Here is a 24253-nt window from a genome sequence, read left to right on the forward strand (position 1 = left end):
TTTTTTATTAAAAAAATGTAAAAACATGTGTTGACTATTAAAATGCATTATTCTAAAATTTAATTTATCACACAGAGTAATCCGAAATTATAAAGCAGAAGCAGAAGGAATTACTATAGAAAAAATCATAGAAAGTCTATTCTAAGAAAAACTTTTTAAGAATCTTTATTAAAAGCAATTCTTACAAATTTGTGAGTATCTAAAAAAATATCACTTCAAATTATGAATTCCATAATTTGAAGTGATATTTTTAGTTTATTTTAAATTTAACGCAATGAAATCAAGGGTTTGGTAAAAATAATTAGCTTAAAATAATGGTATACTGTTAATTTTTAAAAATGAAGATAATTTTGTAATTTTGCAAGACTTTCAAAACACTAAAAAACGCAATAATCTGGATATTAATATGATAGATTTTTTTATTCAATAATTTTTAGAAAAAATGTTTTACAGAGTATAAAATTATTGCAAAAAAGAATCTTTTTGGAAAAGATTTAGTTCGTATTTCTAGAAAAGAAAGAACAAATCAATAAACAGATTGTTTCAGAAAGTATCTATTAATATACTGAAAAAGAAATCTTATATGAATACTTATCAAGATTACCTCAAAGAGATCGAAGAACGAAAAAAGCAAGGACTACATCCAAAACCAATTGATGGAGCTGAATTATTATCTGAAATAATTGCACAAATTAAAGATGTAAATAATTTATACAGAGAAGATTCTCTACATTTTTTTATCTACAATACCTTACCTGGTACCACAAGTGCAGCTGGTGTAAAAGCTAAATTTTTAAAAGAAATCATTCTTGGACAATTTACATTGGAAGAAATTTCACCTGCTTTTGCATTTGAGCAATTATCACACATGAAGGGTGGACCTTCTGTTGAAGTGTTGTTAGATTTAGCTTTGGGTGATGATCTTGCTATTGCGAATGAATCAAAAAAGATATTAAAAACTCAAGTATTTTTATATGAAGCAGATACAGAACAATTAGAAAAAGCTTATAGAGCAGGAAATACTATTGCTAAAGAATTATTAGAAAGCTATGCTCAAGCAGAATTCTTTACCAAGTTACCAGATGTTGAGGAAGAAATAGAGATTGTAACTTTTGTTGCAGGTATTGGAGATATTTCTACAGATTTATTATCTCCAGGAGCAGATGCACATTCAAGGTCAGATCGTGAATTACATGGTCAATGTATGTTTGAGCATAATAAAGAGATGCAAAATGCATTATTGGCATTAAAAGACAAACACCCTAATAAGCGTGTTATGTTAATTGCTGATAAAGGAACAATGGGAGTTGGGTCTTCAAGAATGTCAGGTGTAAATAATGTGGCATTATGGACAGGAATTTCTTCTAGCCCATATGTACCATTTATTAATATTGCTCCAGTAATTGCTGGTACTAACGGTATAGCGCCAATTTTCCTAACAACTGTTGGTGTAACTGGTGGTATTGGTATCGATTTAAAAAACTGGGTAAAGCAAAAAGACGCTGATGGTAATACTATTGTTGATGCAGATGGTGAGCCAATCTTAAAAGAAGAGTATTCAGTAGCTACAGGTACTGTTTTAACTATTAACACAAAAACAAAAAAATTATATAAAGGAGACAAAGAGTTAAAAGATATCTCTACAGCTTTAACACCTCCAAAAATGGAGTTTATAAAAGCAGGAGGTTCTTATGCTGTTGTTTTCGGTAAAAAATTACAAACATTTGCTTGTAAAGTTTTAGATATAGATGTTCCTCAAGTATATGCTCCATCAAAAGAAGTTTCTATAGAAGGACAAGGTTTAACTGCTGTTGAGAAAATATTCAACAGAAATGCAGTAGGAACTACACCTGGAAAAACATTACACGCAGGTTCAAATGTTAGAGTTGAAGTAAACATTGTAGGTTCTCAAGATACTACAGGTTTAATGACTTCTCAAGAATTAGAAATGATGGCCGCCACAGTTATCTCTCCAATTGTTGATGCAGGTTATCAATCTGGATGTCATACAGCTTCAGTTTGGGATGATAAGTCTAAAGCGAATATTCCAAGATTAATGAAATTTATGAATGACTTCGGATTAGTTACTGCACGTCATCCAGAAGGGAAATACAATGCAATGACTGATGTAATTCATAAAGTATTAAATGATATTGCTGTTGATGATTGGGATGTTATCATTGGAGGAGATTCACATACACGCATGGCAAAAGGTGTAGCTTTTGGAGCGGATTCAGGAACAGTTGCTTTAGCATTAGCTACAGGAGAAGCTACGATGCCAATTCCAGAATCTGTAAAAGTTACTTTTAAAGGAGAAATGAAATCTTATATGGATTTCCGTGATGTGGTTCACGCTACTCAAGAACAAATGTTAAATCAGTTTGAAGGTGAGAATGTTTTCCAAGGAAAAATTATAGAAGTACATATTGGTACATTAACTTCTGACCAAGCATTCACATTTACAGATTGGACGGCTGAAATGAAAGCTAAAGCATCTATATGTATTTCTGAGGATGATACTTTAATAAAATCATTAGAAATTTCTAGAGATCGTATTCAGATTATGATTGATAAAGGTATGGATAATGAGAATCAGGATTTTAAAGGATTAGTTGATAAGGCAAATAACCGTATCGCTGAAATTAAAACAGGAACTAAACCAGCATTAAAGCCAGATTCAGACGCTAAGTATTATGCTGAAGTTGTTATCGATTTAGATAAGATTGTTGAGCCTATGATTGCTGATCCAGATGTAAATAATGAAGATGTATCCAAGCGTTATACGCATGATAATATTCAACCATTATCTTTCTATGGAGGAACTAAGAAAGTAGACCTAGGTTTTGTTGGTTCGTGTATGGTACATAAAGGAGATATGCAAATATTAGCAAAAATGCTTAAAAATGTTGAAGCACAACATGGAGAAGTAGTTTTTAAAGCTCCTTTAGTTGTTGCTCCACCTACATATAATATTGTAGATGAATTAAAAGCAGAAGGCGATTGGGAAGTTCTAGAAAAATATGCAGGATTTGTATTTGATGATAGTGCTCCTAAAGCAATTGCAAGAACTAAGTACGAAAATAAATTATACTTAGAACGTCCAGGTTGTAGTTTATGTATGGGTAACCAAGAAAAAGCTGAGCCAGGAGATACAGTAATGGCTACATCTACACGTTTGTTCCAAGGAAGAGTTGTAAGAGATACTGAAGGGAAGAAAGGTGAATCGTTATTATCTTCGACACCAGTTGTAGTATTGTCTACAATTCTAGGAAGAACACCTACTATGGAAGAATATGAAGCGGCTGTAGATGGAATTGTATTAACGAAATTTAAACCATCTCAAAAACAATTAGTAATATAGTTGCTGTTAAATCAAAATAAAAAATGCCTAAGTAAATTTACTTAGGCATTTTTTATTTTGTATATTGATTGTAATCAGTTGATTATATTGCTATTTAGTATGATTATATATAAAGAAAGATGATGATTTTCATCTTTATTTTTTGCTAAATTGCAATCAGTGAAACTAAAAAAACGAATATATGGCCTTTGATATTGACATGATAAAAAAGGTTTACGAAACAATAGTGGATCGTGTAGATAACGCACGTGAAGTTACTGGTAAACCACTAACACTTTCAGAAAAAATACTGTATTCACATTTATGGGATGGAACGGCAGACAAAGCGTTTGTAAGAGGAAAAGACTATGTAGACTTTGCCCCAGATCGTATTGCTTGTCAAGATGCAACAGCGCAAATGGCATTATTGCAATTTATGCAAGCTGGTAAAAGTAAAGTAGCAGTTCCAACAACAGTGCATTGTGATCACTTAATCCAAGCTAAAGTTGGAGCAAGTACAGATTTACAAGCTGCGATGAATAATAGTAGTGAAGTATTCAATTTCTTAGAGTCAGTATCAAACAAATATGGTATCGGATTCTGGAAACCAGGTGCAGGAATTATTCACCAAGTAGTATTAGAAAATTATGCTTTTCCAGGTGGAATGATGATTGGAACAGATTCACATACTGTAAATGCCGGTGGATTAGGAATGGTAGCTATTGGAGTCGGTGGAGCTGATGCAGTAGATGTAATGGCTGGAATGCCTTGGGAATTAAAATTCCCTAAACTAATTGGTGTGAAATTAACTGGAAAAATCTCTGGTTGGGCAGCACCAAAAGATGTAATTTTAAAAGTAGCTGGAATTGTTTCTGCGAAAGGTGGAACTGGAGCTATTGTAGAATATTTTGGACCTGGAGCTGTTTCTATGTCTTGTACAGGAAAAGGAACCATCTGTAACATGGGAGCTGAAATAGGAGCTACAACTTCTACTTTTGGATATGATGAATCTATGGAACGTTACTTACGTGCCACTGATAGGAGTGATGTTGCGGATGCAGCAAACGAAGTAAAAGAGTATTTAACAGGTGATGCTGAAGTATACGCTAATCCAGAACAATACTTTGATCAAGTTATTGAAATTAACTTATCAGAACTTGGTCCATTATTAAACGGACCGTTTACACCAGATTTATCTACAACGGTTGGTACAGAAATGACAGGGAAAGCACAAGAAAATGATTGGCCATTACAAGTAGAATGGGGATTAATAGGTTCTTGTACAAACTCATCATACGAGGATTTATCAAGAGCATCTTCTGTTGCACAACAAGCGCTTGATAAAGGAATCAAAATGAAGTCTGAATTAGGAATCAATCCAGGATCAGAACAAGTGCGTTACACAGCAGAACGCGATGGAATCCTTGATATATTTGAAAAATTAGACGCAAAAATATTTACAAACGCATGTGGACCATGCATTGGACAATGGGCGCGTTACTCAGATCCAAAAAACGCACCAAAAAACAGTATTGTTCATTCATTCAACAGAAACTTTGCAAAGCGTGCTGATGGAAACCCAAATACGCATGCATTTGTAGCTTCTCCTGAAGTTACAGCAGCAATCGCTATTGCAGGTCGTTTAGACTTTAATCCAATGACAGACACGCTGATTAATGAAAATGGAGAAGAAGTAATGCTAGATGAGCCGACTGGATGGGAATTACCTCCAAAAGGTTTTGATGTAAAAGACAACGGATACTTAGCTCCAGAAGAAGATGGAAGTCATGTAGAGATTAAAGTTGATCCTAATTCTGAGCGTTTAGAGTTATTAACTCCATTTACACCAATCGGTTCTGAAATCAACGGAGCAAAACTATTAATAAAAGCACATGGGAAATGTACAACAGATCATATCTCAATGGCTGGACCTTGGTTACGTTTCCGTGGACATTTAGATAACATTTCTAACAACTGTCTAATTGGAGCCGTAAATGCATACAACATGAAAACTAACTTTGTAAAAAGTCAGTTAGATGGTGAATATGACGCAGTTCCAAAAACAGCTCGTGCATATAAAGCAGCTGGAGTGTATACAATTGTAGTTGGAGATCATAACTACGGAGAAGGTTCTTCACGTGAGCATGCAGCAATGGAGCCAAGACACTTAGGTGTTGCAGCAGTAATTGTAAAATCATTTGCACGTATTCACGAAACAAACCTTAAAAAACAAGGAATGTTAGGATTAACGTTTGCTACTGAAAGTGATTATGATTTAATTCAAGAAGATGATACATTCAACTTTGTAGACTTAAACGAATTTGCACCAGGAAAACCATTAACTATTGAAGCAGTTCATGCAGATGGAAGCAAAGACGTAATCGTTGCAAATCATACTTATAACCAAAGTCAGATTGACTGGTATAATGAAGGTTCTGCTTTAAACTTAATAAAGAAAGAAAACAACGCTTAATAAAAAGCAGTTTGTTTTAAGATAAAAAAGCCCTGAATGGAAACATTCAGGGCTTTTTGTTTTGGATGATATAATTTTTAACTTACTAAGATTAATATCTTTAAGACATATATAAATAATCCGTTTTTTTGTAGATTAGAATACTGAGGATACGTAAACTATCAATAGATACTGAATTGATAATAGCTATAGTGTAGTTTAGATAGAAGGCTTTCAATGTGCAACAAAGCATACACAAAAACGTTATAATATCTAAGATTTGCTTGAATATAACGCTGAAAGATAACTATCAAATTGAAGTATATTCAACGGGTTGTTCTATCCGTTCTGAGATGATGTGTTACAACGATTGGTAAATAATTATCTCAAAGAAAAACACAATAAAACGATTTTAGAAGTATATGATGAAGTAAATTCCATTTTTTATAACATATCTGATGAGTAATAGCTTTTATTTTTGAATCTAATACTCTCTAGGTTTATTTTATTAACTTAGGTTTTCTTAATATTGAAACAATAAATTACAAAGATGGCTCATAAGAAGAAAGGACATTTAACAACTACAGTAGAATGGTCTAAACATTTGCGAAAGTATATGAAGAACCAATTTTGGAGAGGTGAGCGAAACGCAGGTAAAAGATTAATTCGAAAAGAATTGTTTGAAACTGACAATGCTATGTGGCGATTTGAAGAGTTAGTTAAAACATTAATAGCAATGTCATCATCTTTTGAGCGTCAAAAAGAAATATACGGATTTGGAGCAACAGCAGATGAAATGCTAATGGATTTTTATTCACACTACACATTAAACAAAGTGAAGTTTTTGGAGCGAAAATTCATTACTAATGAGTCTAAAAAATTATTAGATGATATTGATTCCTTGACAGATAGTTGGAGTGATGAAAAAGAAGAAGACTTTTGGTTTGAAATGGAAAACTATGAAGAAGATTGGAATGTGCTTCGAGGAAAAGCAAAATTAGCCTTAGTAAAATTAGGTAAGGATAAATGTACTGTTGAAGTGAAACATGAAAATAATTTTGATGAAAACGGAAATATAGTTATGCAAAAAACTAAGATTGAATTAAAAGAAAACGAAGGGTAACCCCCTTTTATAAGCGTACACTTCATTCGTTAGATAGCGTTATATAGTATGAAATGGCATATTTAGCAGATATATACATAATTAAAGAATCGAGATCTAAAAAAATGGGAATTGATTTCTTGAACCATTTTCTTCCGTTACGAGAAGAAAGCTCAGATGAATATCTAATACCTCAATATTCAGATAATCCAATTAGAGAATTTGACAATGCTACTGATTTAATGAATTTCTTGGAGTCAAACTCTGAATATTCGCAAAGTATATATTGGAGTAATTTAGATGAAAACAATCTCAATAAACATGGAATGATATTTTATACGAAAGATGGAAATATGATTTTCGGAATTTCAAGAAATGCAGACATGAGCGGTCAACTGAATACAGCTAATGAAGATGAATGCCTACAATTGATGAAAGATTATTTTAATACAGAAATTGGATACATACATTACGAAAACCCACCAGCCAATACTTTAGATGAATTTGTTAGAATAGTAGAAAAATTAAAAAGGAACTAAGTATTTAAAACCATTTGAAGACTATGCAAAAAATAGCAATCATACTACTTTTTTTTATATCATCTCAAGTTTTTGGACAACGTGATTTAAAAATAACGATTGCTGATTTTAATAACGATATGGTTGATGATACGCTAAAAACCTTCTATGAAGGCGGAAGTGGTTTTGGAGGAAGATATGTTCAAATGACAAATGGAAAGACCAACGAACGCTTTGAGCTTACAAATAATGGGTGTTCTTGTGAAATAAAAAGAATGGTACTTATGACTCCGGCACTTGCTAAAAGTGAAAATCAACTTTTCCTGAAAGAACTAAAAGCACAATTACTTCCAGAGAAAAGAAATAAACCAGATGCTTCCTTAGATTGGATTATAAAAAGTGCATATGCTAACAAAAAACTAGAAAACAATAAATTCTTTGATTTAATTATAGACCCGAAAAACAGTTGGAGAAATACAGAATTTGAATACCCAAGCAATTATTACATAGAAGTTGAAGGTGATACATTAACTAAATTATATGGTACTGCTTACGAAGCTCCTGAATGGTTGCATAAAAAAGCTACTAAAGGGTTTTTAGTGTATTATGCGCACAATCACTATAGAAATAAAGTAGGAGACAGCTTGCAAATTTCAGATAATAATGGTTTTTATAAAGTATATCAAACATCGCATGGAGTTATAGTAAAAAAAGGAAACCTTCATAAGTGGATTTTTATTAGTGATATTTCCATAACTGGTGCGCCAGATAAGTTACGATGGGAATCCATACAAATGACAAAACTTTATGGGAAGTACTTATTTATACAACAAGACTTACCACCAAGTGGAGAATACAAGTTATTTGTACTAAATATTGAAACGGGCATTTGTGGGAGATTAAAATATGATTTTTCAAATGCAGATAATAGTGTTGAGAATCAAAGAGATACTTCTTTATTTCAAGGAGAATCAATTATAATAAATACACAAGGTGAACAAGTTACTTATAAGTTGAAAAATATTTTTAAAGAGCTTGAAACGCAGTATATCACAAAGAAGAAACGTAATTAAGAACTGAGTTATGTTTGAAATTCAATTAATCTAGTTTTAAACTACAAAGAATCAAAATCAGTGTAAAGTCGAAGTACAAACATTTGGCAATACGATCTATAATTAAGAAATTAGCAACTTAAACTTGAATTCTTGAGAGTCACGTTAAAAATTTCCCTAGAAAGTACCCAACAAGTAAAACAACAATTATTGTTATGGAGTCAACAATATCACGAAGTTGTTTGGCTTGATTCTAATAATTATGCACAAAAACACAGCGAATTTGACGCTATCTTGGCTGTTGATGCATTTACGGTGTTACAAACAGATTATACAAACGCTTTTCAAAAACTAGACGAATATCAGCGTACAACGCAAGATTGGATTTTTGGATATCTATCTTACGATTTAAAAAATGATGTTGAAAATTTAGTTTCTCAAAATTATGATGGGTTAGAATTTCCTGAATTGTATTTTTTTCAACCTAAAAAACTATTTTTCCTAAAAGGAAATCAGCTAGAAGTACAATATTTACGAGCTGTTGACGACGAATTAGATGAAGATATAGAAACGATATTAAATGCTAAAATTGATGCAGAAGTATTTACAAATACAGTTTCTAACAAAGAACATCGTCCTAAAATAAAATTACGTATTCACAAGGATGAATATCACGAAAAAGTAAACCAAGTCTTAGCACATATTCATCGCGGAGATATATACGAAGCTAATTTTTGTCAAGAATTTTACGCAGAAAATGCAACCATTGATCCGTTGTCAACGTATGTACATTTAAATACAATCTCAAAACCACCATTTGCAACGTACATGCGTTTGAGTGATAAATATATTCTATCAGCTTCTCCAGAACGATATATTAAGAAAAATGGTGTTAAAATTACATCGCAACCAATTAAAGGGACTGCCAAGCGCGTCAGTAATCCAATTGAAGATCAGCAATTAGCAATAGATCTACAAAATGATGAAAAAGAACGCGCAGAAAATGTAATGATTGTTGATTTGGTTCGAAATGACTTAGCGAAAACCGCTAAAAAAGGAAGTGTACACGTAGAAGAATTATGCAAAGTATATACGTTTGATCAAGTACATCAAATGATTTCTACGGTAACTTCAAAAGTATCGAAAACCCAAAACCCAGTTGAAATTTTACAAACAACATTTCCAATGGGAAGCATGACTGGAGCACCAAAAATTTCAGCAATGCAAATCATTGAAAACTTGGAAGAAACCAAACGTGGTATCTATTCGGGCACAATTGGCTACTTTACACCTAACAACGACTTTGATTTTAATGTTGTCATTCGTTCTATTTTATATAATAGTAGTAAAAAATACGTATCCTACTCTGTTGGTGGCGCTATTACTGCAAAATCAATTCCTGAAAAGGAATATGAAGAATGCTTGATAAAAGCCAAAGCCATGCGAGAAGCGTTGGAATCATAAGAATAGTAGTTACATAAAGCTAACTTTTTATTCTCCTTCTTCAACTAATTCAATCTCTTCAAGTCTAATAGGCGGTTGAGGAGGCGGTAAAGGTTGAGGTGGTGTTGGTATCAATATTCGCTCACGTATCCATATTTTTAAATCGTTTCTGTCTGTAACAGATTCGTAGGCATTTACAAGTCGTTTTAACGTATTAGGGAATTTCTTCAAACCATCTGAATCATACGATATAAAAATTAATAACTTTTCCGGACTGTGACACAAATAAGGAATTTTACCATTATTTTCTAAATCTCTACGGAGTACATTTGCTAAACTATCCAACGGATAAAAATGTTCATTTAGTTTATTGATGGTATCGTTGTGAATTTCAATGACATTTTTTTGTTTAATTAAAATACAACCCGTGTTTTCGGAACACGGAATACGTAAATAAACCCTTCTCAATTCGTTTTCACCTTGTAATGTAACTTTTGGGATACTATCATGACAAGCAATCATTTCTGCTCTATTTATCAATTCATCATAATCTTTAAACTGATCCAATTGCAACTCAACACTCATCTGGTCATTTTCAGTTTCATGAAGACCAAAATCTTTTTCAATGATTTTAACCACCTTCTTTTCTACTTTTTCATCAATATTTTGACAACTTGAAATCACCAAAGTCCATAGAATACAAATGGTTATTCTTAATAGGATTTTCATACTGTTAAATGTACAATAATTCATGTAGTACAGATTCATTTTACTTTAAAAATAGATGAACGTAGTGTGGAAGATTTCAAAAATGAAGCAAAACTTTCTACTTTTTCATGAAATAAAAAAAGCAAGTATGACTTCAAATTATAACAATAACATAACATTTCTAGACCATTTTTGTTGATAATTCATCTATTTAATTATCTTTGGAACAGTAAGTATCATAAGGGCTTGAACTCTCTTTAACCTATTCGTTTGCTAGGAAATATAGAAAAACATATTGCTGAAAAATTACCGTTTTTGCAAGAGCAAAAATTACTGATAGCTATTAGTGGTGGACTTGATAGTGTTGTCATGACACACTTGTTTCATACATTAGGATATAATATTCGCTTGGCACATTGTAATTTTCAACTACGTGGAACGGAAAGTGATGAAGATGAATTGTTTGTGAAGAATCTAGCAAATACATTGAATGTTGAGCTACATACAAAAGCGTTTGAAACGAAAACATATGCAACTGAGCATAAAGAATCGATTCAAATGGCGGCACGGTCGTTACGATATGAATGGTTTCAAGAATTAGCAACAACATTTAAATACGATTACATTCTTACTGCACACCATGCGGATGATGCGTTAGAAACGTTTCTAATAAACTTATCACGCGGAACTGGTATAGATGGATTGACAGGTATTCCTGAAAATAATGGAAACATTGTACGTCCACTATTGCCTTACACACGAAGTGAACTAAAAAATTACGCTAAAAGTAATAACATACAATGGCGAGAAGACAGTAGTAATGCTTCTACAAAGTATATACGTAACAAAATACGTCATGATATTGTTCCGCTGTTAAAAGAATTACATCCAACGTTTACAGAGAACTTTCAAGCTACGCAGCAACATTTACAAGAAAGTAAACAAATTGTTAAGAGTAGTATAGAACAACTAAAAACGACAGTAATTACAGAAGTCGCTGATGGAAGTTTACAAATTGATATCAAAAAAATTCAAGAAACTGCGTATCCAAAAGCATATCTATTTGAATTATTACATTCGTATGGATTTACCGCTTGGAAAGATGTCGTAGATTTGTTAGATGGACAAAGTGGAAAACAATTATTTTCTAAAAAATATCGTTTAATAAAAGATAGAGAATACTTGTTGTTGCAACCAATACAAAATGAAGAAAAAATAAATGAAATTGAGATATTGGATACAACCAAAAACATTACAAATCCTATAAAATTACAATTAGAAGAAGTCGCAACAATGACCACGACAGGAAGTTCAGTGTTATATGTTGATAAAAAGTTGTTAAAGTTTCCGCTAATCGTAAGAAAATGGAAAAATGGAGACTATTTTTATCCGTTTGGGATGAAAGGAAAAAAGAAATTAAGTAAGTACTTCAAAGATGAAAAGTATTCGTTGATAGATAAAGAAAATCAATGGTTACTTTGTAATGAAGGACAAATCGTTTGGGTTATTGGAAAACGCTCTGATAACCGATATAAATTAACCCAACCAACCAACACAATTATTAAGTTTACATTGCAATGAAAAAACTAATTACGTTATTACTCTTATGTGTTTCCAGCTTTGCTGTACACGCACAAATGGATGATCCAGTTCAATGGACTTCTGAGATAGAAAAAGTATCAGATACGGAATACAAGCTTATTTACAAAGCAGAAATTGCCGACAAATGGCGATTATATTCACAATACTTAACAGAAAATAGTGGATTTCCAACAGAATTCATGTACGATTCCATTCAACAAGCCAACGATTTTAGACTAGTTGGGAAAAATGAAGAAAGCAAAGGAGTTACAAAGTTTGACAAAGTATTTCAAGCAGAACTCACCTATTTTAAAGGAACGGCAACATTTACACAAAAAATAGAACTCACAAATCCAGATGTTACAGCGATTACTTCTGAAGTAATTTATCAAAGTTGTGATGATGAAAAATGTGTATTAGGAGATAAAGAATTTACTTTTCAAATACCAGGAAAAGGAAGTGCCGAAAATGCTTTTGGTGGACAATCAAATGTATTAGAGCCTGTAAAATGGCAAACGTCAGTGAATAAAGTTTCAGACGATGAATATGAAATTGTCATGAAAGCAAAAGTTGACAAAGGATGGCATTTATATTCACAAAAAAGTTATGGCGATTTGGGGCCGTTTCCAACAGAATTTAGTTTTGCAGATGCTGGTAAAACCTATGATTTAGTAGGCAAAGTACAAGAGTCACCAACAAAAGATGTCTTTGATAAGATTTTCCAAATGGATATTTCTTATTATGAAAAAGAAGCAACATTTACACAAAAAATAAAACTTAAAGACAAAAACACAAAAATCATCAATGCCGAAGTGATATACATGGTTTGTGATGATGAAAAGTGTTTGCCTCCAACGGGAGTTGACTTTGCAATTGCGTTAGATGGTAAAAAAGTTGCTGTAAATAATGCAGAACTTACAGAAAAAGATATTCTATTATCAAAAGAATTAGACTTAGGAATTACTGGAAAAGATGAATTTAAAGATGATACAGAAATTGCTGAAAAGAGTAATCTTTCCATTTTCTTTTTAGGATTTTTAGGAGGATTAATCGCATTGTTAACACCGTGTGTATTCCCAATGATTCCATTAACGGTATCATTCTTTACAAAAAGCGGTTCAAACGCTAAAAAAGGATTATTTAACTCTATGTTATATGGTTTCTTTATCTTTTTAGTATACTTTTTACTAAGCTTACCGTTTCATGTATTAGATTCGCTAGACCCCGAAATACTCAACAATGTCTCTACAAACGCAACACTAAACTTAATATTCTTTATTGTATTTGTAGTATTTGCATTTTCTTTCTTTGGATATTTCGAATTAACATTGCCAGCTTCATGGAGTAACTCGTTAGATTCAAAAGCAAACAATATTGGAGGAATTGTGGGAATCTTTTTAATGGCAATGGTATTAGTAATTGTTTCCTTTTCATGTACAGGACCAATTTTAGGAGCTCTACTAGGAAGTACTACACTTGCCGCTGGTGATCCAGCAATGAAATTAACAATGGGAATGAGTGGATTTGGTTTAGCATTAGCATTACCATTTACACTATTTGCGATGTTTCCAAAATGGCTAAACTCTTTACCACGTTCAGGTGGTTGGTTAAACTCTGTAAAAGTAGTATTAGGTTTCATAGAATTGGCATTAGCATTAAAATTCTTATCAAATGCAGATTTAGTATCACATTGGGGATTACTAAAAAGAGAAGTATTTATTGGAATCTGGGTGATTTTAGGAATCGGTTTGGCACTATATCTATTCGGAAAGCTAAAATTTCCACATGACAGCCCAATCAAAAAACTGAGTTTTAGTAGAATATCACTCGGAATCTTAGTAGTAGCTTTTGTAATCTACTTAATTCCAGGATTATCAAATACAAAACATGCAAACTTAACATTATTAAGTGGATTTCCACCACCATTATTTTACAGCTTATACGATCAACAAGCTGGTGTAGAAAATACTGAACATGGCGATTGCCCTCTTGGATTACCATGTTATAAAGATTTAGATGAAGGAATTGCAGCAGCAAAAGCTGCAAACAAGCCAATCATGTTAGATTTTACAGGTTGGGCTTGTGTAAACTGTAGAAAAATGGAAGAGCAAGTATGGAGTCAGCCAGCAGTTTTTAATATATTAAATGAAGATTACATTTTAATTTCATTATATGTAGATGATCGAAAGCCATTACCAGAAGATCAAAAGTTCCGATTTGATAAAGGAAACGGGAATATCAAAAAGATTAAAACATATGGTGATAAAATGGCAACTTTACAAACGTTAAATTTCAATAACAATTCACAACCTTACTATGTATTACTATCTCCAAACATGGAAATGTTACAAAAGCCAGTAGGATACACGCCAGATGTAGAAGAATACGAAGCATGGCTACGTGAAGGAATTGAGAATTTTAAAAAGAAAAGTAAATAACGTACTTTTACAAATATAAATGAGCAATAAGAATTTTAAGCATTTTCCTTTTATTAGGTAATGTTTAAAATTTTTATTGTTAGAACAAATAAGTTGTAGAGATTCTCGTCGTTTACAACGAACTTTTTATTAAATAATTATAGAAACTTAAGCGTGTGAAAAATATTGTAAAATTTATAAGTGTAGTTGTACTTACCGTAAGTGTTGTAGCTTGTAAAGGAGGTGACGAAAAAACGACTGCAAAAACCTATACTGATTCTGAAGTAACGGAGCATTCAAAACGTTTGAATGATTGGTTCGAGGAACAATTCAAGCTTGACTTAAAAGACTCGCCACAAATGCAAACACGTATTGGTGACAAAACTGATTATGGAAAATGGGATGACATTTCGCCAGAAGCAGAAGCTAAAAACCTTCAAAAAACAAAAGATCGTTTAAAATGGTTAAACGAAAATATTGACGAAACTGCCTTAGATGCTTCTACAGCGTTAAGTTGTAAATTATACAAGCAACGTTTGGAAAATCATATAGAAGATTATAAATACAGATTGTATGATTATCCATTGAATCAAATGCACGGAATGCAAGCGGAAATTCCTGCATTCTTAATCAATATGCACCAAATTAAAGATCAAGGCGATGCAAAGTCATATATAAGACGTTTAAGCGGTTTAAATAATTTGTTCACACAATTAGAAGGAAATTTAAAAGAACGTCAAAAAGCAGGCATTCTACCGCCAAAATTTGTATTCGATCATGTAATAAGTGATGCAAAAAACATTATCAAAGGATATCCGTTTGATAATAGCAAAGAAAATAGTACACTTTGGAACGACTTTAGTTCTAAAATAGAAAACTTAGTTTTAGTAGATGGTGATAGAGAAAAGCTAGAAAAATTAGCTAAAGATGCATTAGTAAACGCTGTAAAACCAGCATATGTTTCATTAATCTTATTACTACAAGAACAACAAAAAGCAGCAGACGATTTAGATGGAGCTTGGAAATTTCCAAACGGTGAAGCATTTTACAATAATGCGCTAGCCAGAACGACGACCACAAAAATGACTGCAAACGAAATTCATCAATTAGGGTTACAAGAAGTAGAGCGTATTCATAATGAAATGACTCAAATTAAAAATCAAGTAGGTTTTAAAGGTTCATTACAGGATTTTTTCAAATTCATGAAAAATGACAAGCAATTCTACTATCCAGCAACCGCAGAAGGAAAGAAAGAATATATGGACAAAGCTACAGGTATGATAAATAGGATGAAATCTCGTTTAGATGAATTGTTTATCACAAAGCCAAAAGCAGACATCCAAGTAAAAGCAGTAGAAGCGTTCCGTGAAAAATCTGCGGGAAAAGCATTCTATCAACAACCAGCTTTAGACGGTTCACGTCCCGGAACATACTATGCAAACATGTATGCTATGGAAGCAATGCCAAGTTATCAAATGGAAGCATTGGCATATCATGAAGGAATTCCAGGGCATCATATGCAAATTGCTATCGCGCAAGAACTAGAAAATGTTCCTATGTTTAGAAAACTAGGCGGTTATACGGCATACATTGAAGGTTGGGGATTATACTCTGAATTTATTCCTAAAGAAATGGGCTTTTATGGTGATCCATATTCTGATTTTGGACGTTTAGCAATGGAATTGTGGCGCGCATGTCGTTTAGTAGTGGATACTGGAATTCACGCTAAAAAATGGACACGTATACAAGGAATCAATTACTATTTAGTAAATACACCAAATGCGGAGTCAGATGCCATAAAAATGGTAGAACGCCATATTGTAATGCCTAGTCAGGCAACTGCGTACAAGGTAGGAATGAACAAAATCATTGAACTCCGAAAAAATGCCAAAGAAAAACTAGGAGAGAAGTTCGATATTCGCGAGTTCCATGAAGTAGTATTGAGCAATGGAGCAGTTCCATTAAACGTACTAAGTGATCTTGTAGATGTATGGATTGCGAGTAAAAAATAATTTAATCTTGTAAAAATATAAACGAACGAGTGCTATAACAGTACTCGTTTTTTTATGCTCAAATTTATACTCAAAAACTTAAAATCATTACCTAAATGCAGTTGTCCACTTTCGTGAGATTATTCTCAGTACTGATGAAAAGTAGTGTTGCTAACAAAAAATAGCTCTTTATTAGTAAAAATACCTTCAATTATTGCGCAATTTGAAGCTACTCAATAAGCAGAAAAACTTTAAAAGCTAACTAGAAGATAAAGAAGAAGCAGATTTTAAAAGCATTTAATTTGAAATATAGACATAGATGCATAAAAAAACGGATACAAATTGTATCCGTTTTTTTATGCATCTATAATAGTGTTAGTATATAAATAACTTATTTGATAATTAATTTCTTAGTAGTAGTTGCCTTATCAGATGTTAAGTTAACAAAATACATTCCTGTGTTTAAGTTATTTAAACTTAGATCAGCATTTCCTGTAACTCCACCCATTTCGTAGCTTCCTACTGTACGACCATTAATATCAGTAATTGTTACTTTTTGTAAAGCAATATTTGCTGAATTCATGATAGTAACATTTTTTCCATTTGATGGATTTGGATATAAATCTAAAGATTTTTCTAATACTTCTTCATCATTAGTACCTAAAGTTGATAATCTTGTACCTTCAGTAAACATAATATTATCAAAAACAATTTCTTCTGTAGAAGAATTAAAGTTTCCAATAACAATAAGGTTTACTACATTTCCAATATAAGCAGAAATATCAACATCTATATTAGTAGTAGTAGCTTCCAACGAGCTCCCTAAATACGTATAAGCATCGATATCACCACTACCTCCACCATTTCTTCCACCACCATCGGTGTCTATTATTACAAAATCGGGAGAAGCACCACCGTCAATTTCTAATGCTATATATATTCTATCATTAGCTCCAGAACTTATTTCATAACCAGTTGAATTTACAAATAAATCCATTTGTAATCTTGGGCTTGTAGTACCTGATAAATCTACAGATTCAAATTTAACAGTAAGGTCTCCGTCAGGATCTTCTATAACATATGCAGAACTTGCAAATCCTACACTTAAAATACCAGTTCCAATTGGTCCAGCATATACACCAATGGCATCAGTGTCAGATAATCCTACATTGTCAGTTCTCACATTAGAAAATGTGGAACTAAATCCTAATTCATTTCCCATTCCTGGTGCATACATTACTGTAGGCTGTCCAACATTATTCATTAGCTCATGATTAGCAATGCTAGCATCACCATACCGAGTTGACCCAGTTGCTCCAGTGGGCTCATTAAAGCTAGTCCCTATTTGGGCATTTAAAGAAAACCCTGCTAATAATAGGGTTAAAATAAAGTAGTTTTTTTTCATAATCGTCTATAGTATATTTAATTTTATAAATATAGTCTTTTTTTCTAATGTAATATTTGTAAAAATCTTTATTCTTTTGGTAGGAAACTTTTTCAGGTTTTAGAGTAATACTCTACAACCTGAAAAAGATATAACTTTTAAAGTCTTAACTTCTTGAAGGAAAAGTTCCTTGCATTGCAATAATGTAGTTAATTCCTAAAAATGGATTTCGGATATTAAATGGTTGGTTGTTACCAGTTGTTCCAGTGTTTCCTGAGATTGATACCTTTCCTAAAGTAGCGTTATTATCTTCACTATTATATGGAGTTCCTGAAGTTGAGTTACCAATATTTTTACCTGCTGGTTCATTGCTGATACCATCTTCATCATTACATTGAACCTGACCTTGTAGTGTTCCGGCATTATGAAAGTGATTAGGTAATTCTAAAAGTGTCAATGTTTTTGTCTCAATTCCACCTCTTTGACCTAATTTTATGTCAGAAAGTCCTGGTCCACGACCAGCATGAATTGGACTTCTACTTCTTAAATCAGGCAAGGCGAATGATGTTCTTCCATCTCCTCCATAAGTTGTTCCTAAAAGGGAGAACAATGCTTGATTTGCATTTATTGGCAATAATTGTCCGTTACATAATGCCCAACCTCTTGGTGCAAAATTTCCTCCGAACATAACGATTTGCGCTAAAAATGGATTCATAATATATTTTTTTAATGTTAATTAATTCGATTTTTTAATCTAGAATACCAATTAGCTTCTTGATGGGTATACACCTAGCATTGCAATGATGAAGTTCACACCTTCAAAAGGGTTTCTGATGTAGAATGATTGATTTCCACCAGTAGCCATCGTATTACCAGTAACAGATATCTTTCCTAAAAGAGAATTATTATCATCACTGTTATATGGAGTTCCTGAAGTTGAGTTACCAATGTTTTTACCAGCTGGTTCATTACTAATTCCATCTTCATCATTACACTGAACAACACCACTTAAAGTAGCTCCACTGTGTGAGTGATTAGGCATTTCTAATACATTTAATGTGTGGTATTCAGCACCACCTCTTTGTCCTAACTTAATAGTAGAAAGTCCTGGTCCTGTTCCTGGATGAATAGCACTTCTTCCTCGTAAATCAGGTAAAGCAAAAGTAGTTCTACCATCTCCTCCGTATGTTGTTCCTAAAATAGAAAATAACGCTGAGTTTTGCGAGATAGCTAATAATTGTCCGTTACATAATGCCCAACCACGTGGTGCAAAATTTCCTCCGAACATAACAATTTCTCCGATAAATGGATCCATAATAATATAGTTTATAAGGTTAAAAGTTTAAAGATAGCATTTTTATTTAAATGTCTATACCTCAAAAATATGCGTATTGTGCCATTAATATAATGGTCAAATCACTTAAAATTAAAAACAGGTAGAAGTACGTAATTCTAAATGAAAAATATTTTTTTAAGTAAGAATTGTAGAAAATGGAATGATATATTTTACTATTTTTAAGCCATACTAACTACAAAAATTAATAATTATGGATTCAAAATTTGGAGAGCAAAAAAGTAAAATCGTTTATCCGCCAAAAGCAATTCCCTTATCTACAGCATCAAAATGGACTGAGAATTGGAGAAATCGCAAAGAAATAGAAGATATCAATGGATTTTTTATTCCTATGGAAGATATTGACGAATCAAGAAAAGAAGCGGGAATTAAAAATATGAGAGGTTATTTAGGAATTGATGGAGAAGGAACGAAGCATCTTCTGCTTGTGGGTGTTAATGACAAAGGAAATGATATGATTGACGAAGAAAAAGGTCAATTTGTATATGATCATACAAAACCTTGCCCGCAACAATGTGGTGATGGAAACGTATTAAATGGTGGAGAATAACAAATGTCATTATTAGATATTTTTTCTGATAGTTCTACGGTTGTTTTAATAATAAATGCTGTTTTATACTCAAAATTTTTAATATCAAAGGACTTAGCGTACAGGTACTTTTCAATTTATTTGCTCTGTATGGCTGTGAATCAGTTAACAGGAACAATTTTATTTGAACTAGAAATAGACAATCTCTTTCTAGCCAATACCTATTTGCTAGCACAATTCTTAATGCTAAGTCTATTTTACTATGCAATTTTTAAAGGAAAAAAGCAGCGTAAATATATTTTGGCTGTATTGACTATCATATTAATAATATTAGGGGTTCAATATGCTTGGACTCCTGATTTATTTTTGCAATACAATACTATTGGTGTTATTGTGACGTCAACAGTTTTAATATCGTATTCAATAATCTATTTCTTTAACTATATATCTGATAAAGAATTGAAATTGTATCTAGTAAATAGTGGAATCTTAATCTATTTATTAGGAACTATATTATTATTTTCCATAGCTAATACAGGTTTAAAACTATCCAAACATATTGACATAGCATTATGGATATTAAATGCCATTATTTATCTAGTATTTCAAATTATTATACTTATTCAATGGATTTCTGATAGGAGAAAGAAAAAACACGCACAATACTAAAACGTTATGGATTCACTCATTATAGAAGAAAATGGAGTCATCACTGTTGTTATATTTGGTGTCGTTTTACTGTTAGTTATGGGACTAACGTTGATTTTATTTTTCTATCTATCCAGAAAAAAAATCCTTCAAAAAGAGCTTGAAAAAAAGACTTTAGAATTAGTCCATCAAAAAGAAATGCTCAAAGCCACTATTGTAGCACAGGAAGCCGAGCGTAATCGTATTGCTCAAGATTTACATGATGCTATTAGTGCAAAATTGAATGTGGTCTCGCTTAGCGCGAATTTTCTCTTAGAAGAAGAAAACGTAACGCCAAAAGAAACAGATGAAATTATCAATCATATGCTTCGGGTAACAAATAAAACAATAGAAAGTTCACGGAAAATTGCACATAATTTATTACCTCCAATTCTAGAAAAATTTGGTTTAGGAGCTGCTTTAGAAGAACTATGCGACGAATTTAGTAATAGTAAAAAAGTAAACGTAACTTCTAAAATTACATATGATGTAGATCAGCTGTCCAAAGATGACGAGCTACACGTATTTAGAATCGTACAAGAACTCATGAATAATTCTATGCGTCATGGAAAAGCGAAGGAAATAGAATTAAATTTAAAACCCAAAAAAGAAAACTTATTCCTATATTACAAAGACAATGGATTAGGGTTTGATACCAACAAAATTGGAGTTCAAAAAGGGTTGGGTTTACGAAACATAGAAAGTAGAGTATCATTACTAAAAGGTGAAATAACCTATGAAAGTGAAGAATTAAAAGGAGTCAAAGTAGAAATTACAATTTAATATACAGGATCATGGATACAGAAATTATAAAAATAGCCATTGCCGATGATGAAGCTTTATTTAGAGCTGGAATGTCATTTATATTAACACGAGTTAAAAATTTTGAAATTGTTTTTGAAGCCGAAAACGGAGCCGATTTGATAGAAAAATTAAAAACAAATCCAAAACCAGATGTCGTATTAATGGACTTAAAAATGCCAATGCTAAACGGTGTAGAAAGTACCAAAATATTACAAAAAGAATATCCAGAAATCAAGGTGATTGCTGTTACAAGTTATGATGGAAAGTCATTTATAACAAACATGATAGATGTAGGCGCATCTTCATATCTTCTCAAAAATACGTCGCCAAAAGTTGTAGTACATACTATAAACGAAGTATTTGCAAAAGGATTTTACTATGATGAACGTGTGCTAAAAATCATTCATGAAAACTTATTATCTGCTAAAAGTAAACGCATCAAAAGTGATTTAGATAATAACTTACTTACCAAACGTGAAAAAGAAATATTGGAACTCATTTGTAATCAATACACAACCAATGAAATAGCTGATAAATTATTCATTAGTCCAAGAACTGTAGAAGGGCATAGAAACAACTTATTACTCAAAACAGAATCCAAAAATGTTGCCGGATTAGTTATTTATGGTATCCAAAAAAAGCTCATAGAACTATCTCCAGATTTTTAAAATCAAAAACATAGGATTCCCCCAAAAATCTTTAAACACTTCTATTGTAAGTAAAATTCTTCTAAAAAATCTTCTCAAGTATATTATCTTATTAAAGATGATGCATTCCTATAATTTAATGTCTATTTTTGGCAACTATAAGTCAAAATTATCAAACGAATATCATTAAATTTTAACGTGTGAAAAAAAATATGTTCATTGCAATAGAAGGAATAGACGGAAGCGGGAAAAGTACACAAGCAAAAAATATAGCCAAACGTTTAGAAGCAAAAGGTCACAAAGTATATCTTACATTTGAACCGACCGATATGCGTATTGGAAAAATGATTCGATCAATCTTAGGCGGAAAAGAAAAAGCTGACGAAAAAGTAATTGCTGCACTATTTGCAGCAGACAGATTAGATCATTTACTACACGAAACGGAAGGAATTCTTAAAAAACTAGCAGAAGGATATACCGTGATTACAGATAGATACTACTTTTCTTCATACGCATATCATGGAGCGCACGTAGACATAGATTGGGTAATAGATTCTAACAAAATGGCAGCACAAACACTAAAACCAGATGTAAACATATTTGTAGATGTATCTCCAGAAGTTGCTATGAAACGCATTAATGCTAACAGAGAAAGTATAGAAATCTATGAAACATTGGACAACCTAAAAGTGGTACAATCAAAATACTTTCAAGCGTTTGAAAAACTAAAAAATAAAGAACATATTGTTTTTGTAAATGGTGATGAAACGCCTGAAAAGGTTACGGAGTTACTTTGGGAAGTTTTACAAAACGAAAATCTTATCTAGTATTAAGAGAAAACTCTAAAAAATAACATAGGAAATACGTGCGATTTTATTAAAATATGCACTAAAGGATAATTAATAATACGTTACATTATATACTAAACCAAGCTGAAAAGCTTGGTTTTTCTATTATATATAAAATGATTATTTAATTAAAAATGTAAAACCGTGTTTTTCCTATATAAATATTATTTTCTTCCTGAATTAAAACCGTGTTTTTCCTGTCAGAAATTAGCTATTTGACTCTACCAGTTCCATTTGTCTATTGGTAGTTTTGCTTCATAAGTAATTCAACCGCAACGAAGCAGGCAAGATGATCAATAAATTTGTAGACAAACTTACCACAGACGGACTCGCTACCTACATCAATACCTTACAAGGGATATCTGTAAAGTTAGGAGCGCAAAACATTGGTGAATATCAGTCTGATGACAACGACTTTGACGGTGAAAACCTAGTTATAACTGTTGTTCGAATTGATGAAGAAAGCACGCTAAAAAATTTCCCTAACCAAAAACTTGTGCAAAGTGGACAAACATTCAAAATAGACAAACGTTTTCCAAAAATCTATTTAAACTATTACCTGCTTTTTTCTTGCACATTACAATATGATAAAGCTGTTGCAGTGATTTACAAAGCAATAAAGTTTTTTCAACATCAAAAGAAGTTTGCTTTTGCTTCCGATGGAGATGATATCGAACTCAATATGGAATTATGTTCGCCAAGCTTTGAACAACTCAATAATATTTGGGGAATGCTAGGAGGAAAGCAATTACCAAGTGTACTGTACAAAGCAAGAGTTTCAGCATTAGAAAGAGACATAGAATTATTAGCATCAATCATAACAACAATAGGAGCCATAGAAAAGCACGATGAGTAGGTTTAATCACATATACGAACCGTTGACGATAATTAGTCTAGAGCATGAAAGTGATTTAGTAGCTGAAAATCATGTGAAAATATATCCCAGTAAAGAAACTGCTGAGCTAATAAAAAAATACAGATTGGTTACTAAAACTACTCCAGAAGGATTGGTAATTCTGTACAAAAAAGCAGAAATATTTGAAGCAGAAACGGTAGACAATGTACTTATTATAGATGGAAAGGAAGTGATTGATAAAAAAATAGTTGGGTATGTATCAACAACACCGGACAGAACTTTTTCAAACTGGCTTCCGGAAGTGGTAAATGTCGATTTAGAATTTTATGCTCTGGCAGATCAAGCATATAGAGAAAACACAAAACTAGATGCACTTGCACTCAATGAGTTTATTGTATACAAAGCTTCAAAATTGAGAGGAGTAAAAAAAACAAAAAACAATATAAACGAACGGATTAAACCAGATGCAATTCTGCAAATCAATATTGTAGAAGCAAACATAGCGATGCCAGTTACGCTAACATTTAAAATAAAATAAAT

At 32.2% G+C, this 24253-nt stretch carries 20 protein-coding genes; 16 read left to right on the plus strand and 4 right to left on the minus strand.

The window, feature by feature from the left end:
• Positions 1 to 583: 583 nt before the first annotated feature.
• From Q0828_RS10940 to pabB, 6 genes are all read left to right on the plus strand, one after another.
• Positions 584 to 3361 carry a bifunctional aconitate hydratase 2/2-methylisocitrate dehydratase gene (locus Q0828_RS10940; protein ID WP_298420506.1) on the plus strand — a complete coding sequence of 926 codons (2778 nt, stop codon included), beginning with the start codon at positions 584 to 586 and terminating at the stop codon, positions 3359 to 3361.
• A gap of 181 nt (positions 3362 to 3542) precedes the next feature.
• Positions 3543 to 5813, plus strand: coding sequence for an aconitate hydratase (locus tag Q0828_RS10945; protein WP_298420508.1), 2271 nt, complete (start codon positions 3543 to 3545; stop codon positions 5811 to 5813).
• A gap of 529 nt (positions 5814 to 6342) precedes the next feature.
• Positions 6343 to 6915 carry a hypothetical protein gene (locus tag Q0828_RS10950; RefSeq protein ID WP_298420509.1) on the plus strand — a complete coding sequence of 191 codons (573 nt, stop codon included), beginning with the start codon at positions 6343 to 6345 and terminating at the stop codon, positions 6913 to 6915.
• Between the two features lie 53 nt (positions 6916 to 6968).
• Positions 6969 to 7433: a hypothetical protein gene (locus Q0828_RS10955; protein WP_298420511.1), complete on the plus strand. Its 465-nt coding sequence runs from the start codon at positions 6969 to 6971 to the stop codon at positions 7431 to 7433.
• A 23-nt stretch (positions 7434 to 7456) separates the two neighbouring features.
• Positions 7457 to 8485 (plus strand): hypothetical protein, encoded by a 1029-nt coding sequence (locus tag Q0828_RS10960; RefSeq protein ID WP_298420512.1) that lies wholly within the window; start codon positions 7457 to 7459, stop codon positions 8483 to 8485.
• 132 nt (positions 8486 to 8617) lie between these two features.
• Positions 8618 to 9928: an aminodeoxychorismate synthase component I gene (gene pabB / locus Q0828_RS10965; protein WP_298420513.1), complete on the plus strand. Its 1311-nt coding sequence runs from the start codon at positions 8618 to 8620 to the stop codon at positions 9926 to 9928.
• Positions 9929 to 9955: 27 nt separating this feature from the next.
• Here the strand turns inward: pabB and Q0828_RS10970 are convergent, their stop codons facing one another.
• A complete protein-coding gene (locus Q0828_RS10970) occupies positions 9956 to 10636 on the minus strand; it encodes a hypothetical protein (RefSeq protein WP_298420515.1) in 681 nt (226 codons plus the stop codon).
• A 249-nt stretch (positions 10637 to 10885) separates the two neighbouring features.
• On the opposite strand from Q0828_RS10970, the gene tilS reads away from it, so the two are divergent.
• From tilS to Q0828_RS10985, 3 genes are all read left to right on the plus strand, one after another.
• A complete protein-coding gene (gene tilS / locus Q0828_RS10975) occupies positions 10886 to 12196 on the plus strand; it encodes a tRNA lysidine(34) synthetase TilS (protein ID WP_298420516.1) in 1311 nt (436 codons plus the stop codon).
• Positions 12193 to 14634 (plus strand): thioredoxin family protein, encoded by a 2442-nt coding sequence (locus Q0828_RS10980; RefSeq protein ID WP_298420517.1) that lies wholly within the window; start codon positions 12193 to 12195, stop codon positions 14632 to 14634. The genes tilS and Q0828_RS10980 overlap by 4 nt, the downstream gene beginning before the upstream one ends.
• Positions 14635 to 14789: 155 nt before the next feature.
• A complete protein-coding gene (locus Q0828_RS10985) occupies positions 14790 to 16625 on the plus strand; it encodes a DUF885 family protein (RefSeq protein ID WP_298420518.1) in 1836 nt (611 codons plus the stop codon).
• A gap of 370 nt (positions 16626 to 16995) precedes the next feature.
• Here Q0828_RS10985 and Q0828_RS10990 read toward each other — a convergent pair whose 3' ends face one another.
• From Q0828_RS10990 to Q0828_RS11000, 3 genes are all read right to left on the minus strand, one after another.
• Positions 16996 to 18009 (minus strand): T9SS type A sorting domain-containing protein, encoded by a 1014-nt coding sequence (locus Q0828_RS10990; RefSeq protein WP_298420519.1) that lies wholly within the window; start codon positions 18007 to 18009, stop codon positions 16996 to 16998.
• Between the two features lie 145 nt (positions 18010 to 18154).
• Entirely contained in the window at positions 18155 to 18703 is a 549-nt protein-coding gene (locus tag Q0828_RS10995; protein ID WP_298420520.1) for a tail fiber protein, read from the minus strand.
• Positions 18704 to 18754: 51 nt separating this feature from the next.
• Positions 18755 to 19303 carry a tail fiber protein gene (locus Q0828_RS11000; RefSeq protein ID WP_298420521.1) on the minus strand — a complete coding sequence of 183 codons (549 nt, stop codon included), beginning with the start codon at positions 19301 to 19303 and terminating at the stop codon, positions 18755 to 18757.
• A 232-nt stretch (positions 19304 to 19535) separates the two neighbouring features.
• Between Q0828_RS11000 and Q0828_RS11005 the strand changes: the two genes are divergently transcribed.
• The 7 genes from Q0828_RS11005 to Q0828_RS11035 all read left to right on the plus strand — a co-directional run bounded on the left by Q0828_RS11005 (position 19536) and on the right by Q0828_RS11035 (position 24251).
• Positions 19536 to 19892: a hypothetical protein gene (locus Q0828_RS11005; protein ID WP_298420522.1), complete on the plus strand. Its 357-nt coding sequence runs from the start codon at positions 19536 to 19538 to the stop codon at positions 19890 to 19892.
• A gap of 129 nt (positions 19893 to 20021) precedes the next feature.
• Positions 20022 to 20540, plus strand: a complete 519-nt coding sequence (locus Q0828_RS11010; RefSeq protein ID WP_298420523.1) for a hypothetical protein — start codon at positions 20022 to 20024, stop codon at positions 20538 to 20540.
• A 6-nt stretch (positions 20541 to 20546) separates the two neighbouring features.
• A complete protein-coding gene (locus tag Q0828_RS11015; RefSeq protein ID WP_298420524.1) occupies positions 20547 to 21341 on the plus strand; it encodes a sensor histidine kinase in 795 nt (264 codons plus the stop codon).
• An 11-nt stretch (positions 21342 to 21352) separates the two neighbouring features.
• On the plus strand, positions 21353 to 22030 hold the full coding sequence (locus tag Q0828_RS11020; RefSeq protein ID WP_298420525.1) for a response regulator transcription factor: 678 nt from the start codon (positions 21353 to 21355) through the stop codon (positions 22028 to 22030).
• A gap of 179 nt (positions 22031 to 22209) precedes the next feature.
• Positions 22210 to 22836 carry a dTMP kinase gene (gene tmk / locus Q0828_RS11025; RefSeq protein ID WP_298420526.1) on the plus strand — a complete coding sequence of 209 codons (627 nt, stop codon included), beginning with the start codon at positions 22210 to 22212 and terminating at the stop codon, positions 22834 to 22836.
• Positions 22837 to 23146: 310 nt separating this feature from the next.
• The gene (locus Q0828_RS11030; RefSeq protein WP_298420527.1) at positions 23147 to 23713 is read left to right on the plus strand and encodes a DUF4255 domain-containing protein; all 567 of its coding nucleotides are present in this window, start codon (positions 23147 to 23149) and stop codon (positions 23711 to 23713) included.
• Positions 23706 to 24251, plus strand: a complete 546-nt coding sequence (locus Q0828_RS11035) for a hypothetical protein (protein ID WP_298420528.1) — start codon at positions 23706 to 23708, stop codon at positions 24249 to 24251. The genes Q0828_RS11030 and Q0828_RS11035 overlap by 8 nt, the downstream gene beginning before the upstream one ends.
• Positions 24252 to 24253 lie beyond the last annotated feature (2 nt).

The sequence above is a fragment of the uncultured Kordia sp. genome, assembly GCF_947496985.1.
Taxonomy (GTDB): Bacteria; Bacteroidota; Bacteroidia; order Flavobacteriales; family Flavobacteriaceae; genus Kordia.